This window comes from Streptomyces sp. H39-S7, from assembly GCF_027158205.1.
GTDB lineage: Bacteria > Actinomycetota > Actinomycetes > Streptomycetales > Streptomycetaceae > Actinacidiphila.
Genome location: NZ_JAPVLU010000003.1, coordinates 37,779 through 54,502, shown reverse-complemented (window position 1 = coordinate 54,502; position 16,724 = coordinate 37,779). Strand labels below are relative to the sequence as shown.

At 70.4% G+C, this 16,724-nt stretch carries 16 protein-coding genes; 9 read left to right on the top strand and 7 right to left on the bottom strand.

The window, feature by feature from the left end; all coding sequences use genetic code 11:
- Window positions 1-3 precede the first annotated feature (3 nt).
- Window positions 4-1,179, bottom strand: a complete 1,176-nt coding sequence (locus O3X23_RS03645; RefSeq protein ID WP_269269624.1) for a low temperature requirement protein A — start codon at window positions 1,177-1,179, stop codon at window positions 4-6.
- A gap of 109 nt (window positions 1,180-1,288) precedes the next feature.
- Here O3X23_RS03645 and O3X23_RS03640 point away from each other — a divergent pair, with 109 nt between their 5' ends.
- Window positions 1,289-1,750, top strand: coding sequence for a group III truncated hemoglobin (locus O3X23_RS03640; RefSeq protein WP_269269623.1), 462 nt, complete (start codon window positions 1,289-1,291; stop codon window positions 1,748-1,750).
- Window positions 1,751-1,790: 40 nt separating this feature from the next.
- On the opposite strand, the gene O3X23_RS03635 is transcribed toward O3X23_RS03640, so the two are convergent.
- On the bottom strand, window positions 1,791-2,897 hold the full coding sequence (locus O3X23_RS03635; RefSeq protein ID WP_269269622.1) for a PLP-dependent cysteine synthase family protein: 1,107 nt from the start codon (window positions 2,895-2,897) through the stop codon (window positions 1,791-1,793).
- Window positions 2,898-3,117: 220 nt separating this feature from the next.
- On the opposite strand from O3X23_RS03635, the gene O3X23_RS03630 reads away from it, so the two are divergent.
- The 6 genes from O3X23_RS03630 to O3X23_RS03605 are packed head-to-tail and all read left to right on the top strand — an operon-like array spanning window position 3,118 to window position 8,438.
- Entirely contained in the window at window positions 3,118-4,257 is a 1,140-nt protein-coding gene (locus O3X23_RS03630; RefSeq protein ID WP_443047728.1) for an MFS transporter, read from the top strand.
- On the top strand, window positions 4,254-6,566 hold the full coding sequence (locus O3X23_RS03625) for a molybdopterin oxidoreductase family protein (RefSeq protein ID WP_269269621.1): 2,313 nt from the start codon (window positions 4,254-4,256) through the stop codon (window positions 6,564-6,566). Before O3X23_RS03630 ends, O3X23_RS03625 begins: the two co-directional genes overlap by 4 nt.
- A 7-nt stretch (window positions 6,567-6,573) precedes the next feature.
- Window positions 6,574-7,173 carry a 4Fe-4S dicluster domain-containing protein gene (locus O3X23_RS03620; RefSeq protein ID WP_269269620.1) on the top strand — a complete coding sequence of 200 codons (600 nt, stop codon included), beginning with the start codon at window positions 6,574-6,576 and terminating at the stop codon, window positions 7,171-7,173.
- The gene (locus O3X23_RS03615) at window positions 7,170-7,814 is read left to right on the top strand and encodes a Rieske (2Fe-2S) protein (protein WP_269269619.1); all 645 of its coding nucleotides are present in this window, start codon (window positions 7,170-7,172) and stop codon (window positions 7,812-7,814) included. The genes O3X23_RS03620 and O3X23_RS03615 overlap by 4 nt, the downstream gene beginning before the upstream one ends.
- Complete coding sequence (locus O3X23_RS03610) at window positions 7,811-8,167, top strand: hypothetical protein (protein WP_269269618.1); 357 nt, start codon at window positions 7,811-7,813, stop codon at window positions 8,165-8,167. The genes O3X23_RS03615 and O3X23_RS03610 overlap by 4 nt, the downstream gene beginning before the upstream one ends.
- Window positions 8,168-8,225: 58 nt before the next feature.
- A complete protein-coding gene (locus tag O3X23_RS03605) occupies window positions 8,226-8,438 on the top strand; it encodes a hypothetical protein (protein WP_269269617.1) in 213 nt (70 codons plus the stop codon).
- Window position 8,439: 1 nt separating this feature from the next.
- Here the strand turns inward: O3X23_RS03605 and mscL are convergent, their stop codons facing one another.
- Window positions 8,440-8,898: a large conductance mechanosensitive channel protein MscL gene (mscL, locus tag O3X23_RS03600; RefSeq protein ID WP_269269616.1), complete on the bottom strand. Its 459-nt coding sequence runs from the start codon at window positions 8,896-8,898 to the stop codon at window positions 8,440-8,442.
- Between the two features lie 144 nt (window positions 8,899-9,042).
- Between mscL and O3X23_RS03595 the strand changes: the two genes are divergently transcribed.
- Window positions 9,043-9,192, top strand: a complete 150-nt coding sequence (locus tag O3X23_RS03595) for a hypothetical protein (protein ID WP_269269615.1) — start codon at window positions 9,043-9,045, stop codon at window positions 9,190-9,192.
- Between the two features lie 243 nt (window positions 9,193-9,435).
- Here the strand turns inward: O3X23_RS03595 and O3X23_RS03590 are convergent, their stop codons facing one another.
- From O3X23_RS03590 to O3X23_RS03575, 4 genes are all read right to left on the bottom strand, one after another.
- On the bottom strand, window positions 9,436-10,284 hold the full coding sequence (locus O3X23_RS03590; protein WP_269269614.1) for an S-methyl-5'-thioadenosine phosphorylase: 849 nt from the start codon (window positions 10,282-10,284) through the stop codon (window positions 9,436-9,438).
- A 117-nt stretch (window positions 10,285-10,401) separates the two neighbouring features.
- Window positions 10,402-10,719, bottom strand: coding sequence for an FmdB family zinc ribbon protein (locus tag O3X23_RS03585; protein ID WP_269269613.1), 318 nt, complete (start codon window positions 10,717-10,719; stop codon window positions 10,402-10,404).
- Window positions 10,720-10,785: 66 nt separating this feature from the next.
- Window positions 10,786-12,081: an MFS transporter gene (locus O3X23_RS03580; protein ID WP_269269612.1), complete on the bottom strand. Its 1,296-nt coding sequence runs from the start codon at window positions 12,079-12,081 to the stop codon at window positions 10,786-10,788.
- A 262-nt stretch (window positions 12,082-12,343) separates the two neighbouring features.
- The gene (locus O3X23_RS03575) at window positions 12,344-13,801 is read right to left on the bottom strand and encodes a potassium/proton antiporter (protein ID WP_269269611.1); all 1,458 of its coding nucleotides are present in this window, start codon (window positions 13,799-13,801) and stop codon (window positions 12,344-12,346) included.
- A gap of 215 nt (window positions 13,802-14,016) precedes the next feature.
- On the opposite strand from O3X23_RS03575, the gene O3X23_RS03570 reads away from it, so the two are divergent.
- The gene (locus O3X23_RS03570) at window positions 14,017-16,719 is read left to right on the top strand and encodes a penicillin acylase family protein (protein ID WP_269269610.1); all 2,703 of its coding nucleotides are present in this window, start codon (window positions 14,017-14,019) and stop codon (window positions 16,717-16,719) included.
- Window positions 16,720-16,724: the final 5 nt, after the last annotated feature.

Below are 16,724 nucleotides of genomic sequence, written 5' to 3'. Positions count from 1 at the left end.
GGCTCAGGCCGCCGCCGAGGCGCCGCGCCGCACCAGCGCGACCCCGGCCGCGACGGCCAGCGTCGACACGACCCCGGCCAGCAGCACCGCGGCTTCCCCGCAGAACGTGCAGGCCAGGACCAGCAACGAGGCCACCGGCAGGATCAGTTGCTGCGCGAGGCCGCGCTTGGAGTGCCGGGAGTGCAGCAGCCAGACGGTGAAGAACAGGACGGCGGTCGGCACGGTCACCGCCGCCGAGGCGGCCCGCACCGAGATCTCCGCCTTCCCGACGCTCTGCTCCACGGCCACTTCGATGCCCGCGCCGATCGCCGCGGCGGAGACGAACACGATGTAGTGGCCGTACCCCCAGGGGATCGCCTCGCGGTTCGAGGTCAGGTGCTCCTCGATGGGCACGGCGAAGTAGATCCACCAGGCCGCGAAGACGATCAGCAGACCGCCGCCCGCGATGGGCAGCAGCTCGGCCACCGCCTCGTGCTCGTCGAGCGCGGACTGCACGGCGACGGTCGCCGCCGCGATCGACTCGCCGAGCACGATGATGGTGAACAGGCCGTACCGCTCGGCGATGTGCCGCGGGTGCCAGGGCGTCCGGTGGCTGTGTTCGGCGAAGAGCGGCACGGACAGCTCGACGACGATCAGGCAGAGGAACGCCCACACCTTCGCGCCGTCGGGCAGGAAGAGCAGCCCGATCCACCCGACCTGGCAGACGGTGACGCCGAACGCGTACCGGATCGCGCAGGCGCGCGCGGCGCCGGTCTCGCCGTGCGCGGCACGCAGCCACTGGGAGGCCAGCGCCAGCCGCATCACCGAGTAGCCGATCACCGAGATCGTCCAGTCGTTGGCGTCGAAGGCGCGCGGCACGCCCGCCGCGTACACGAGAACACCGGTGATCTGCACCAGCGTGGTGATCCGGTAGAGCACGTCGTCCGTGTCGTAGGCCGAGGCGAACCAGGAGAAGTTCATCCAGGCCCACCAGATGCCGAAGAAGACCAGCAGATAGCCGACGACCCCGTCGCCGGGGTGGCCGGCGGCCAGCGCGTGCACCAGCCGGGCGCCCGCCTGCGCGACGGCGACCACGAAGCAGAGGTCGAAGAAGAGCTCCAGCGGTGTCGAGGCACGGTGCGTCTCGTCACGGCTGCGGGCGGTCATACGGCGGAACGCGGCGCCGGCGGGGATGCTCATGGAGGCCACCTTGCGCCAGAACGCGCGGGGGGAACACCATGGCACGCTGCCGTAGCCGGGCCTTTCGGCCCTGGCGGCCGGTCCGCCCCACCCGGACCCTGGAAGGACCATGGTCAATCCACCACCCGGCACCACCGACATCAGCGACCGCGCCGACCTCGTCAGGCTGCTGCGCCGCTTCTACGAGGCGGCGCTCGCCGACCGGCTGATCGGCCCGTACTTCACCGAGATCGCGGGCCTCGACCTGGAGGCGCACCTGCCCAGGATCACCGACTTCTGGGAACGCGCCCTCCTCCGTACGGCCGAGTACAGCGGCAACGCCTTCGCCCCGCACGCGGCCCTGCACGACACCCGTCCGATGACCGCCGAGCACTTCGGCCGCTGGGTCCAGCTGTGGCGCGCATCCGTCGACGGGCTGTACGCGGGTCCCCGCGCGGACCACGCGAAGGTGCAGGGCGAACGGATCGCGCTGGCGATGCTGCGCCGGCTGTCGGGGTCCGACGACACCGACGGCTCCACCGGTCTCGGCTTCGTACCGCTCGCCGCCCTGCGGCTCCGCACAGGCACCTGACGGCGCCCTCGTCCCTGACGGGTCAGGCGGCCCCGACGGGTCAGGCGGCCGGGACGGTGCTCAGTTCGCCGGTCGCCAGGAAGTGCTCGATGCGCGCGGTGAACGGGGTGATGTCGATGCCCTGCGCGGCCAGCCAGTCGTCCGAGTAGTACTTCTCCAGGTACCGCTCGCCCGGGTCGCACAACAGGCCCACCACGCTGCCCTGTTCGCCGGCCGCCCGCATGTCGGAGATGATCCGGAAGGCGGCCCACAGGCCGGTGCCGGTGGAGGCGCCGGCCTTGCGGCCCAGCAGCCGTTCCAGCACGCGGACGCAGGCGACGGAGGCGGCGTCCGGCACCCGCATCATGCGGTCGATCGCCCCGGGGACGAAGCTCGGCTCCACCCGCTGGCGGCCGATGCCCTCGATGCGGGAGCCGCGGTCGGTGACGACGGTCGGGTCGTCCGCCCGCCAGCTGGGGAAGAACGCGGAGTTCTCCGGGTCGGCGACGCAGACCCCGGTGTCCTGCTGCGTGTAGTGGACGTAGCGGGCGATCGTGGCGGACGTTCCGCCGGTGCCGGCCGTCGCGACGATCCAGGCCGGGACGGGGTGCCGCTCCAGTGCCAGCTGCCGGAAGATCGAGTCCGCGATGTTGTTGTTGCCGCGCCAGTCGGTGGCGCGCTCGGCGTACGTGAACTGGTCCATGTAGTGGCCGCCGGATTCGGCCGCGAGCCGCACCGCCACCTCGTAGACCTCGCAGGGGTCGTCGACGAGATGACATCGGCCGCCGTGGAACTCGATCAGGTCGATCTTGGAGCGCACGGTGCTCTTCGCCATGACGGCGATGAACGGCACGCCGATCAGCTTCGCGAAGTACGCCTCGGAGACCGCCGTCGAGCCGCTGGAGGCCTCGATCACCGGCGCCCCCGGGCGGATCCAGCCGTTGCACAGCCCGTACAGGAACAGCGAGCGGGCCAGCCGGTGCTTGAGCGAGCCGGTCGGGTGCGTCGACTCGTCCTTCAGGTACAGGTCGATGCCCCACGCGGGCGGCAGCGGCACCGACAGCAGGTGGGTGTCGGCGGACCGGTTGGCGTCGGCCTGCACCTTGCCGACGGCGTCCTTGAGCCAGTTCCGGTACACCGGGTCACGCCGGTCGATGTCGAGTTCCATGGCCCCAGGTATAGCGGCAGGGGTCTCCCAAACCGGCGCTTGGGGTTTCTCCCCGCCGACGCTTGGGGGCCGTTGGGGGGGCCGCGTCCCCGCCAGGGCGATGACAGGCGCCCTGTAGTCCATCAGGGCGCCAATCACTGCGTTATGCACAGTTTGTCCGTAGATTGCCTACTGCCGGGCCCCGCCGTCCGGAAGGTGCGCAGTCGAACGGAGCCAGCCCGTGCAGCAACCTCCGCCGGAACCTCCCCTGGCTGAGCCCCCAGCGGCCGGCGGCACGGCCACCGCCGTGGCCGGAGATTCGGCCGGGCCGCCGCCCGCCGCTCCCCGGACGGCCGGCCGGTCGCCCACCACCCGGGCCTCGCTCGTCGCCACGGCCGTCGCGGTCCTGCTGCTCGCCGCCATCGTGCTCGGCAGCCGGGGGCTCAAGGACTTCGACTCCGCGCTGATCCCCTACACGGTCGCCACGATCTTCCTCGCCTTCGGCGTCGCCTACCGCTACACGGTCTGGGTGTCGGCCCCCGCGTCCCGGCGGCTGTTCAAGCAGGGCTGGCGCAGCTTCTTCTCCGTCGCGAACTTCCGCAAGGCGCCCACCGCGCTGCCGAAGATGATCATCACCTACCTCGGCTTCCAGAAGTTCCTCGGCGCGCGCTCGCACGGCCGCTGGCTCGCGCACCAACTGATGTTCTGGGGCTGCCTTCTCGCCGCGGCGATCACCTTCCCGCTCACCTGGGGCTGGTTCACCTTCACCTCCGGCAGCAGTTCAGGACCCGGCTACGAAATGCGGATCTGGGGCGTCAAGGTGCTCGGTTACGACTCCTCGTCCTTCTTCGGCTGGGCGATGTTCCACGGCCTCGACCTCGCCGCGGTGCTGGTCATCCCCGGCGCCGGCTACTTCCTCTGGCGCCGGATGAAGGACCGGGGGGCGATCACCGGGCAGCGCTTCGCGTACGACTTCGTCCCGCTCATCGCGCTGATCACCATCTCCGTCACCGGGCTGCTGCTGACCTTCTCCAGCGTGCTGCTGCACGGCGGCGGCTACGAGTTCCTGGCGCTGCTGCACATGGTGTCCGTGGTCTTCACCCTCATCTACATCCCGTTCGGGAAGTTCTTCCACCTCGTGCAGCGCCCCGCCGCGGTCGGCATGCAGCTCTTCAAGTACACCGCCCGGCAGGACGAGAAGGTCTTCCACTGCCGCCGCTGCCAGGAGCCGATCGACACCGCGCCGTACGTGGAGAACCTGCGCGGCACGATGCGTGATCTGAACCTCGGTTTCGACGAGTGGGCCGAGTACTGCCCGCGCTGCAAGCGGGCGCTGCGCGGCAGCGCCTACCTCTCCCATGTGAAGCGGGGCTTCAAGTGACGGACACGCCGACCAGGCCGCCCCTACCGATCGACCCGGCCATCGCCCCGCCCGGCACCCGCGGTTTCCGGGACGCGGGCGGCATCCCGGCCGACAAGTGGCACGCCGACCAGAACGGCGAGACGCTCGTGCCCACGCACTGCTGCTTCTGCGGAGTGCAGTGCGGGATGTATCTGCGGGTGGACAGGCACGGCAAGGTCTTCGGCGTCGAGCCGCGCAACCACGACATCAACCGGATGCGGCTCTGCCCCAAGGGCATCAGCGCGTACCAGCAGGTCAACCACCCCGACCGGCTGACCGCTCCGCTGATGCGGCGCTCGCGCGACGAACCGTTGCGGGAGGCGAGCTGGGAGGAGGCGCTGGACTTCACCGTCTCGGAGATCCGCCGGATCCAGCGGGAGAACGGCAACGACTCCTTCGGGATGCTCGGCGGCGCGAGCCTGTTCTCGGAGAAGACGTATCTGGTCGGCAAGTTCGCCCGGGTCGCGCTGAAGTCCAAGCACGTCGACTACAACGGCCGGCTCTGCATGGTCAGCGCCGCCGGGGCCAACAAGCTGGCCTTCGGGATCGACCGGGCCGGCAACCCGTTCTCCGACATCCTGCTGAGCGACTGCCTGCTCATCGCCGGATCGAACGTCGGCGAGTGCTTCCCCGTCATGACCCAGTACATCTGGGGCGCGCGGGACCGGGGCGCGAAGCTGATCGTCATCGATCCGCGCGAGACCCCGATCGCCCGCACCGCCGACCTGCACGTGCCGATCAAGCCGGGCACCGACTCGGCGTTCTTCAACGCGGTGCTGCACGTGGTGATCCGCGAGGGGCTCGTCGACGAGGAGTACCTCGCCGCGCACGCCACCGGCTGGGACGAGGTCCGGGCGGCCGTCGCCGCCTACCCGCCGGAGCGGGCCGCCGAGACCTGCGGGGTGACGGTCGACCACGTCGAGCAGGTGGCGCGGCTGTTCGGCGGTGCGCGGAACGCGATGGCCTGGCACGCGCGCGGCGTCGAGCACCACAGCCAGGGCGTCGAGAACTGCCTCAGCATCATCAACCTGTGCGTCGCCACCGGGAACATCGGCAAGCCCGGCGCCGGCTACGGGACGATCACCGGCCAGGGCAACGGGCAGGGCGGCCGCGAGCACGGTCAGAAGTCCGACATGCTGCCCGGCGGGCGCTCGATCATGAACCCGGAGCACCGTCGGCAGATCTGTGAGATCTGGGGGATCGAGGAGTCCGAGCTGCCGCAGGCCGGCACCTCGATGATGGAGATGGTCTACCAGATGCAGCGCGGTGAGATCCGCGGCCTCATCGGCACCTGCAACAACCCGTTCGTCTCCCTCCCGAACTACAAGGTCGTCAAGGACGGTTACGACAAGCTGGAGTTCCACGCCCAGCTGGACTTCTTCCTCTCCGAGACGGCCGAGAACGCGCACGTCGTCTTCCCCGTCACGACCTGGGCCGAGGACGAGGGCGTGATGGCCAACGCCGAGGCGCGCGTCGTCAAGCACAACAAGGCGCAGGACCCGCCGCCCGGGGTGCGGACCGACACCTGGGTGATGTGCGAGCTGGCCCGCCGGCTGGGCGAGGGCGACAAGTTCGCCTTCGCCGGCTCCCGCGAGGTCTTCGACGAGCTGCGGATCGCGTCCGCCGGCACCGTCAACGACTACTACGGCATCACCTACGAGCGGCTGGAGGAGACCGGCGGCATCGCGTGGCCCTGTCCTTCCACCGATCATCCCGGCACCCCGCGGCTCTTCGAGAACGGGCGGACGTACCACGAGGACGGCATGATCCATCTGCAGGTGGTGGAGTGGCACCCGCCGATGGACCCGTACAGCGACGAGTTCCCGCTGTCGCTCACCACCGGCCGTACCGTCGCACACTTCCTGTCCGGCAACCAGACCCGCAGGCTCGGCGCCCTCGTCGAGCAGACCCCGCGCCCCTGGGTCGAGGTGCACCCCTCGCACGGCTTCCGCAACGGTGACCCGGTGAGGGTGGTGACCCGCCGGGGCAGCACCGTGTACCCGGCGCTGGTCGTCGACTCGATCCGTCCCGACACGGTCTTCATCCCCTATCACTGGCCCGCCCCCACGGCGGCGAACGTGCTGACGATGGACGCCCTCGACCCCCGCTCCAAGATCCCGGAGTACAAGGTCTGCGCCGCCCGGGTCGAGGCCGCGGAAGCCCTCGACCAGGTCCCCGCGCCGCCGGTGCCGCCGGGCCGCGAGGCCTATCCGGAGACCCAGGTCTCCCGCACCGAACCCTTCCCGCCCACGGCCCCCCAGGGCCGGGGCACGTCGGAAAGGAGCTGATCCGGCCATGATGGGACGGACGATCTTCATCGACCCGGGCCGCTGCATCGGCTGCCAGGCCTGCGTCTCCGCCTGCCGCGAATGCGACTCGCACCGGGGCAAGTCGATGATCCACCTCGACTACCCCGACCAGGGGCTCAGCGTGGCCTCCCTTCCCAGCGTCTGCATGCACTGCGAGGACCCCGTCGCGCCCTGCGCCGAGGTCTGCCCGGCCGACGCGATCCTCATCACGCCCGACGGGGTGGTGCAGGAGGCGGACCTGACCCGCTGCATCGGCTGCGCCAACTGCGTCAACGCCTGCCCCTTCGGCATCCCGAAGATCGATCTGGAGGCGAAACTCCAGATGAAGTGCAACCTCTGTTACGACCGCACCGAGTACGGCCTCGCCCCCATGTGCGCCACCGTCTGCCCGACCGGCGCGCTGTTCTACGGAACGCTCGAGGAACTGCAGGCCGAGCGGCCCGGTGTCGAGGTCGCCGACTCCTTCGTGTTCGGCGACGTGATGGTGAAGACCGGGGTGGCGATGGTCGTCCCGGCGGACAAGGTGCGGTGGCCGGTGCCCGGCGGGCTGCCGATCGTCGAGGTGAACGGGGTCGATGTCCGATGACAACCACCACTGAGCAGCCGGACGCGCACCACGATCCCGAGCAGGACGCGCTGCGCGACCGGATCAGCGCCGACTCGCTGACCACCCGCCGCGACTACCTGCGGATCGTCGCCACCGTCTCCGGCGGTCTCGCCGTCGGCGGGGTGGCCGTCGCGGCGGGAGTGCTGCACCGGCACGGTGACGGCACGGCCGACCCGAAGAAGATCGCCGACCGCATCGAACGCGGCCAGTCCCTCGCCTTCCGCTACCCGGGCGAGGACGACCGGGCGGTCGCGGTGCGGATGACCGACGGCACCCTCGTCGGCTACTCCGCGATCTGCACCCACCTGGCCTGCGCGGTGCTGTGGCGGAAGGAGCGGGGCAGCGAGGGCGAGCTGTACTGCCCGTGCCACGAGGGAGTCTTCGACGCCCGCACCGGCGACGTCACCGCCGGACCGCCACCGCGCGGGCTGCCCAAGGTGGTCCTCGTCGAGCGCGCGGACGGCAGCGTCTGGGCGATCGGCACCGCCCGCTCCGGGGAGAGCGCCGAGGAAGGGCTCTGCCGCCAGCTCCAGGATTCCCGCCCCGAGGTGGCGGGCCGGCTCGGCTGCCCGGGCGCCCGGGCGCAGGGCCCCACGACCGAGGGAGGCCGACGCGTATGACGGACACCCCGCCGCCGTATCACCCGGGCAGCGACCAGCCCCGGCTGAACCGGCCGGTGCACGAGCGCTACCCGCAGATCCGCGCGACCAGCGGCTACGGCGACCCCCGGGTGCGCCACACCGGCCCCGGCCCCGGCGCGGGCACCGACCAGGACCCGGAACGCTCCGCCAAACTCTCCGCCCGGCTGATGCTGGCGATCACGGTCGTCATCGGCCAGCTGTGGGCGCTGTCGATCGCCGTCAACGAGTGGATGCAGGGCGAGACGGCGATCGCCTGGTGGTGTGCCGGCTTCCTCGTGGTGTCCTTCCTGGTGGTGCTTGCCCTTTGGCTGCTCGACCCGAAGGACCGCTGACGCGACGAGCCGTGACGCGACGAGCCGGGTCGCGGGCCCGCCGCCGTACCCTGGAGGCATGAGCACCGCTCCCGAACCCCAGTCCGACCCCCAGCCCGCGGCACGGCCCGAGAAGCCGCGGCGCGACCCCGCCGCCGCGCTGGTTTTCGACGACCCGCTCAGCCGGCAGTCGTCCGACGACACGGACCGGGGCTGGGGCGAGCGCCCGTCCGGCGGCGGGGGCGACGATCTCGCCCGCTTCCTCGACGAGAAGCCCCCGCACCACATCTGACTCAGCCGCGCTGCGCCACCAGCACGTCGCGGATCTCGCGCAGCAGCGCCACCTCGGCGGCCTCGGCCTCCGCGTGCACGACAGCGGCCTTCCGCTCCCGCGCGGCCCTCCTGGCCAGGTAGCGGGACATCGGCAGCACCATCAGGAAATAGACCACCGCGGCGGTGATCACGAACGTGAGGACCGCGCTGAGCACCAGGCCCCAGAGGATCGGGATGCCGGTCACCGCGTCGCCCGCGTCGTTCACCGAGCACGGGCCCTTGAGGCACGAGCGGTAGCGCTCCAGGTCCTTGGTGCCGAACGCGCCGACCAGCGGGTTGATGACGCCCCTGACCACGGAATTCACCACAGAGGTGAACGCGGCACCGATGACGACGGCGACGGCCAGGTCGACCACGTTCCCCCGCATCAGGAATTCCCTGAAGCCGCTCAGGACCCCGCCCTGCTTCTCGTCGCTCACTGGATTCTCTCTTTCCGCACGCACGGTCGACGACACAGCAAGTGCCGCAACCTACGGCATTCCGGGAGAGGTGTGTCCAATCCGTACACACGAAAGGGTGAGTCAACACCGCTTCACCGCCAGGGCAGTTGACAGTGCGGAGGGGTGGCCGCCAACACGGCCGCGGCCATCGCCAGCCCCGCGGACACCGTCCGCCGGCCGCGGTGCGGCGCCGTCCACCGCCGGATCCGCCCGCGCCCCCGGCCGGCCCGGATCGGCGGGAAGGACGGCACCACGCAGCGCGGCAGCGCGTAGGAATCAGGGGGTGCGGAGGAGGGCGCGGAGGGGTCGGGACGGGGGTCGGGAAGAACGGGCATGGAGGTGTCACCGCCTCGGAGGAATCTCCGCGGGGATATCCGAACGGATCCCCGCGGCTGAGATCTCTACGATCCCGCACACCGCCGTCGGCCCTTCCAGGCCTGTGGACAACTCACCGGTTGTGGAAAACCCCGTCACCCGAGAGGGTGAAGCAGCCGTGCCTCCCGGCCGGCCGACCCCTTACGGCAGCGCGATCCCCGGCTGCTGCCCGCCCCACGGGTCCACGCACAGGCACTCCCGCTCCGCGATCGGCGGCAGTCCGCCGACCACGTCGAACAGCACGGTCCGCATCCGGCCGACGTTCGCCGCGAAGACCTCCAGGACCTCCTCGTGGGAGACCCCCTCGCCCGTCTCGGCGCCCGCGTCCAGGTCCGTCACCAGTGTCAGGGACGTGTAGCAGAGCCCGAGTTCCCGGGCGAGGATCGCCTCGGGGTGCCCGGTCATGCCGACCACCGACCAGCCCTGCGCCGCATGCCACCGCGACTCCGCGCGGGTGGAGAACCGGGGCCCCTCGACGACGACGAGCGTCCCGCCGTCGACGGCCTCCCAGCCGCCCGCCCGCGCGGTGTCCACCGCGACCCGGCGTCCCACCGGGCAGTACGGGTCGGCCAGCGAGACGTGCACGACGTTCGGCCGGCTGCCGTCCGGCAGCGCCTCCCCGTCGAAGTACGTCTGGACACGCGACTTCGTGCGGTCCACGAGCTGGTCGGGCACGAGCAGGGTGCCGGGGCCGAACTCCGCGCGCAGGCCGCCCACCGCGCACGGGCCGAGCACCTGGCGCACGCCGACCGAGCGCAGCGCCCACAGGTTGGCCCGGTAGTTGATCCGGTGCGGCGGCAGATGGTGCCCGCGGCCGTGCCGCGGCAGGAAGGCCACCCGCCGGCCGGCCACTTCGCCGAGGAAGAGCGAGTCGCTCGGCGGACCGTAGGGGGTCTCGACCGTGATCTCGGTCACATCCTCGAGGAACGAGTAGAAACCGGACCCGCCGATGACGCCGATATCGGCCCGCGTACCGCTGCTCTCCACCATGCGGATCACCCTAACGGCGGCTGGATACGACGAGGGACCCCGCCGACTGGATCGGCGGGGTCCGTCATCGACGCGTAAGCCTTGGGCGGCTCACCCGTGCACAGCGATCGGGATCGATCAGGCTGCGGAAGACCCGCTGGAAGAGCTGCTCGAACCGGATGAGGAGCTGCTCGACGAGGAGGCCGAGGACGGCGCGGACGTCGTCGAAGGCTTCGCATCCGAGCCGCTCTTGGCCGCGGGGGTGCTCGCCGAGGACGAGCCACGGCTGTCGGTCCGGTAGAAACCGGAACCCTTGAACACGACCCCGACCGCCGAGAAGATCTTGCGCAGGCGTCCGCTGCAGGTCGGGCAAACGGTCAGAGCGTCATCGCTGAACTTCTGCACCGCCTCGAGGCCCTCGCCGCACTCGGTGCACTGGTACTGGTACGTCGGCACTTGATCCTCCTGGCACTCTCACTCGATGAGTGCTAACGACGTTCAATAGTGCAGCATTCCGCCGCGTCAGTCCACCGTGACCGGCACGCGGTGACTCATCCCACGTGTCGATCCCTGGACGATCCGCCCCTCCGAGTGTGGTTTGAGCCGCTTGCGCAGCACCACGAGGGTGGCTAGAGCGAGCGCCGTACCGGCCAGCGGCACCACGAAGGCGGCGCTCGCGCCGACCCGGTCGGCCAGCTGTCCGGCGGCCGTCACCGCGATGGCCTGGCCGAGCGCCACCGATCCGGTCAGCCAGGTGAAGGCCTCGGTGCGGGACGTCGCCGGCACCAGGGACTCGACCAGGGTGTACCCGGTGATCAGGGCGGGGGCGATGCACAACCCGATGAGCAGGCCGAGCGCGCCGAGCAGCGGCACCGAGTGGACGGCCCACAGCGCGGAGCAGGCCAGCGCCAGCGCCGCGTACGCGATCAGCAGCCGGCCCTGCGGGCTGCGGCGCCAGGCGATGGCGCCGCAGACGACTCCGGCCAGCATGTTGCCCGCCGCGAAGGTGCCGTAGAGCAGCCCGGCGATGCCCTGGCGGCCGATCTCCTCGGTGAAGGACGTCAGACCGACCTGCATGCCGCCGAAGACCGCGCCGATACCGAGGAAGGCCACGGCCAGCGCCCTGACGCCCGGGATGGTCAGCGCCGAGACGTGCTTCTCGCGGACGCCGTCGACGGTCCTGCTGGGCGCGGGGGCGCTGCCGCGCTGCGCGGCGAAGAGCAGACCGCCGACCAGGGTGAGGGTGGCCTCGGCGATCAGTCCGGCCGCCGGGTGCACGCCCGTGCACAGCGCGGTGGCCAGCACCGGGCCGATGACGAAGGTGAACTCGTCCGTCACGGACTCGAACGCCGCGGCGGTCGACATCAGAGGCGAGCCCTCCAGCTTGGCCGCCCAGCGCGCCCGGACCATCGGGCCGATCTGCGGCACCGAGGCGCCGGCCGGCACGGCTGCCGCGAACAGCGCCCACAGTGGGGCGTGCGACAGGGCCAGGGCGGTCAGCAGCACCACGGAGGCCGTGTGCACGAGGACGCCCGGCAGCAGGACGGCGCTCTGTCCGAACCGGTCGGCGAGCTTGCCGTTCTGGGGGGCGAAGACCGCCATGGAGACGCCGGTCACGGCGGCCACGACGCCGGCCGTGCCGTACGAGCCGGTGGTGTGCTGGACGAGCAGCACGATGCCGATGGTGAGCATCGCGAAGGGCTGCCGGGCCGCGAATCCGGGCAGCAGGAACGTCCAGGCGCGGGGTGTGCGCAGGAGTTGTCCGTATCCGGGCCGCTTGGTGGCGGGGCTGTCCGGCTTGTTCACCGTGGATGCCACGGCTTGGTCCTTTGTGCTGTCTGGTAGCCCATCCGTCACGGATGGCGCCGAGAGCTGTCCGCTCGCGCAAGACACGGGGTGGTCCCCGTCGCGCCAGCTCTGCGTCAGACAGAGGTCTGTGTACTCAACACGTACGTATTCACGACGTACCGGCCCAGCTTACCGGCACTCAGTGCCGTGCAGGCCGGTACGTCACCCGCTTCCCCTGAGACCTCGCTCACCCGAGCTCACCCCGAGCTCGCCCCCCGTCATCACCCCGAGCTCACCCTTCGCCCAGCCAGTTCGCGAGCTTGCCGCCCTTCCCGATCGCGCGCAGCCGCCGTTCCGCGGCGTCCCGCACCGGGTCGGTGGCGACGACCAGCAACTCGTCGCCGCGCCGCAGCACCGTGTTCGGCAGCGGCACGAAGCTGGTCCCGTCCCGTACGACGAGGGTGACGGCCGCTCCGGCCGGCAGCCGCAGCTCGCTGACCTCCACGCCGTGCATCCGGGACTCTTCCGGGATGGAGACGGAGAGCAGGTGGCCGCGCAGCCGTTCCAGCGGCGCCGACTCGATGCCGAGGTCGGCCGCCCCGTCGCGGACACCGAGGCGCAGCCGCCGGGCGAGCCAGGGCAGGGTCGGGCCCTGCACCAGGGTGTAGACGATCACCAGGATGAAGACGATGTTGAATATCCGGCGGCTGTCGGGCACGCCCGCCACCATCGGGATCGTGGCCAGCACGATGGGCACGGCGCCGCGCAGCCCGGCCCAGGACATCAGCGCCTGCTCCCGCCAGGGGATGCGGAACGGCGCCAGGCTCGCGGTGACCGACAGCGGTCGGGCCACCGCGGTCAGGATCAGGCCGATGACGAGCGCGGGCAGGATGTCGTCGCCGAGTTCGTGCGGGGTGACGAGCAGCCCGAGCAGGACGAAGAGGCCGATCTGCGCGATCCAGCCGAGCCCTTCGGCGAACCCCCTGGTGGCCGGCCGGTGCGGCAGTTTGGCGTTGCCGAGTATCAGGGAGGCGATGTAGACGGCCAGGAATCCGGAGCCGTGGGCCGTCGCGCCGGCGGCGTAGGCGAAGACCGCGATGGCCATCACCGCGATCGGGTAGAGGCCGGAGGCGGGCAGGGCGATGTGCCGCAGCGCGTAGGCGCCCAGCCAGCCGACGGCCATGCCGATCGCGGCACCGATCGCCAGCTCCATCGCGATCTCCCCGAGGAGCAGGTACCAGTGCTCGACCGGTCCCGCCGTCGAGAACGCCACCACGAGGATGACGACAGGGGCGTCGTTGAAGCCGGACTCGGCTTCGAGCACCCCGGTGATGCGTTTCGGCAGCGGCACGTTGCGCAGGACCGAGAAGACCGCCGCCGCGTCCGTGGACGAGACCACCGCGCCGATGATGAGCGCCTGCCGCCAGTCCAGCCCCACCAGGTAGTGGGCCGCGCCCGCCGTGATGAAGACGCTCAGCATGAGGCCGAACGTCGAGAGCACCGCGGCGGCGGGCACCACCGGTTTGATCTCCTGCCACTTCGTGCCGAGTCCGCCTTCGGCAAGAATCACCACAAGTGCCGCATATCCCAGGACCTGGGTCAGCTGGACGTCGTCGAAGGTAAAGCCGAACGGGCCGTCCTGGCCGATCGCGACGCCGATGCCGAGGTAGATGAGCAGAGTGGGCAGGCCGCTGCGCGACGCCAGTCGCACGGCGACCACCGCGATGAGCAGCACGAGGGCGCCGATCAACAGGAGTTCATTGAGACGGTGGACAGTCAGGGCGCGGTCCTTCCTCGAAGGCCTGGGAGAAGTTCATTGCCTTGCCTAACATTTTACCGGTACTTGAACTTCCGCGGTCAACGATGACTCCGCGTAGGGGCGTCCCGATCGCTGCGCCTATGGTTGCTCCAGCACCAATCCAGCACCAAGAGCACCCGGTCCACCCTGCCCCTCGAAGGACAGAGATGCCCGCCAAGAAGAAGTCCCGCCGCCTTCGCCTCTTTGTGATCGCGTTCGTGGTCCTGCTGGTGGGGGGCATCGGATACGGGTCGTACTGGAGCGTCAGCACCGTGCGCGCCTCGTTCCCCGAGACCACCGGATCGCTGAAACTCAAGGGCCTCACCGCGCCCGTCGACGTGGAACGCGACAGCAAGGGCATCCCGCAGATCTACGCGGACACCTCCGAGGACCTCTTCAGGGCCCAGGGCTTCGTCCAGGCGCAGGACCGGTTCTACGAGATGGACGTCCGACGCCACCTCACCTCGGGCCGGCTGTCGGAGATGTTCGGCTCCGGCCAGGTCGAGACCGACGCCTTCCTGCGCACGCTCGGCTGGCGCGACATCGCGCAGAAGGAGTACGACTCCAAGCTCGACGCGAGCACCAAGAAGTACCTCCAGGCGTACACCGAGGGCGTCAACGCGTACCTGAAGGACCACAGCGGCGCGGCCCTGTCCGTCGAGTACGCGGCCCTGTCGTTCTCCAACGACTACAAGCCCGAGCAGTGGACCCCGGTCGACTCCGTCGCCTGGCTCAAGGCCATGGCGTGGGACCTGCGCGGCAACATGCAGGACGAGATCGACCGCGCGCTGATGACGAGCCGGCTCAAGGCCGACCAGATCGAGCAGCTCTACCCGGGCTACCCGTACCAGCGGCACCAGCCGATCGTCGACGGCGGCAAGCTCGACCCGATCACCGAGAAGTACACGCCGCCCAAAGCCGGCGGTACCCCTGTCGGCGCGAGCGCCCTGAACTCCCAGCTCTCCGGGCTCTCCGAGATCATCGACAAGATGCCCAACCTGCTCGGCCCGTCCGGCAACGGCATCGGCTCCAACTCCTGGGTCGTCTCCGGCGCCTACACGACGACCGGCAAGCCGATGCTGGCCAACGACCCGCACCTGGCACCGCAGATGCCGTCGCTCTGGTACCAGATGGGGCTGCACTGCCGCAGCGTCGGCCCGGCCTGCCCGTTCGACGTGGCCGGGTACACGTTCTCCGGGATGCCCGGCGTCGTCATAGGCCACAACCAGAACATCGCCTGGGGGATGACCAACCTCGGCGCCGACGTGACCGACCTCTACCTGGAGAAGGTCACCGCGGGCAGCTACCTCTACGACGGCAAGCAGAAGCCGTTCGCCACCCGCAAGGAGACCATCAAGGTCGCGGGCGGCGCCGACCGCGAGATCGTCGTGCGCACCACCAACAACGGCCCGATCATCTCCGACCGCTCCGACGAGCTGCTCAAGGTCGGCGAGACGGCGCCCGTCCAGGACGCCGCCCCCGACCGCAGCGGCGGCTACGCGGTCGCCCTGCGGTGGACCGCGCTCGACCCCGGCAAGAGCATGGACGCGGTCTTCGAGATCAACAAGGCACAGAACTTCGAGCAGTTCCGGGCCGCCGCGGCCGACTTCGAGGTCCCGTCGCAGAACCTGATCTACGCCGACAAGCAGGGCCACATCGGCTACCAGGCCCCGGGCAAGATCCCGGTCCGCGCCACGGGCGACGGCCGCTACCCGGCGCCCGGCTGGGACTCGCGCTACCGCTGGGACACGTACATCCCGTTCAAGTCCATGCCCTGGGAGGAAGACCCGGCCCGCGGTTACATCGTCACCGCCAACCAGGCCGTGATCAACGAGGGCAAGTACGCCCCGATGCTGACCAAGGACTGGGGCTACGGCGCCCGCAGCCAGCGCATCAACGACCTCATCGCGTCCAAGATCAAGGACGGCGGCAAGGTCTCCATGGACGACATGCAGACCATGCAGTCCGACAGCAGCAGCGAGATCGCCAAGCTGCTGGTGCCCTACCTGCTCAAGGTCGACGTGAAGGACTCCTACGTCCGCGACGCCCAGCAGCTGCTGGAGGGCTGGGACTTCAACCAGGACGCCGACTCCGCGGCCGCCGCCTACTTCAACGCCGTCTGGCGCAACACCCTGAAGCTCGCCTTCGGCAACAAGCTGCCCAAGGAGCTGCGCCCCGAGGACCAGTGCCTGCGTGTGCCCGCCGTCGACCAGTCGGGTCCGGTCGACGACCTCGACGGCAAGAGCGAGACGGTCAACGAGTGCGGTGAGCGCGAGGCCGACCAGGCGCAGCCCGACGGCGGCGACCGGTGGTTCGAGGTCGTCCGCAAGATCCTTCCGGACGAGACGAACGCCTGGTGGACGATGTCGCCGACCGCGTTCTTCGACAGCGCCGCGGCGCCGTCCGCGCACAGCACCCGCGACCAGCTCCTCCGGCAGGCGATGCAGGACGCGCGGTACGAGCTGACCGCCAAGCTCGGCAAGGACATCGACACCTGGAGCTGGGGCCGGCTGCACAAGCTGGAGCTCAGGAACCAGACGCTCGGCACCGGCGGTCCCGCCGTGGTGAAATGGCTGCTCAACCGCGGCCCGTGGCAGCTCGGCGGCGGTGAGGCGGCGGTCAACGCGACCGGCTGGAACGCGGCCGGCGGCTACGACGTCGTCTGGGTGCCGTCGATGCGCATGATCGTCAACCTCGGCGACTTCGACAAGTCCCGCTGGATCAACCTCACCGGCGCCTCGGGGCACGCGTACAACGCGCACTACTCCGACCAGACGGCGCTGTGGGCCAAGGGCGAACTCCTGCCGTGGGTCTTCTCCAGAGCCAAGGTGGACGACGCGACGAGCGACAAGATGGCGCTGACGCCCTGACCCCT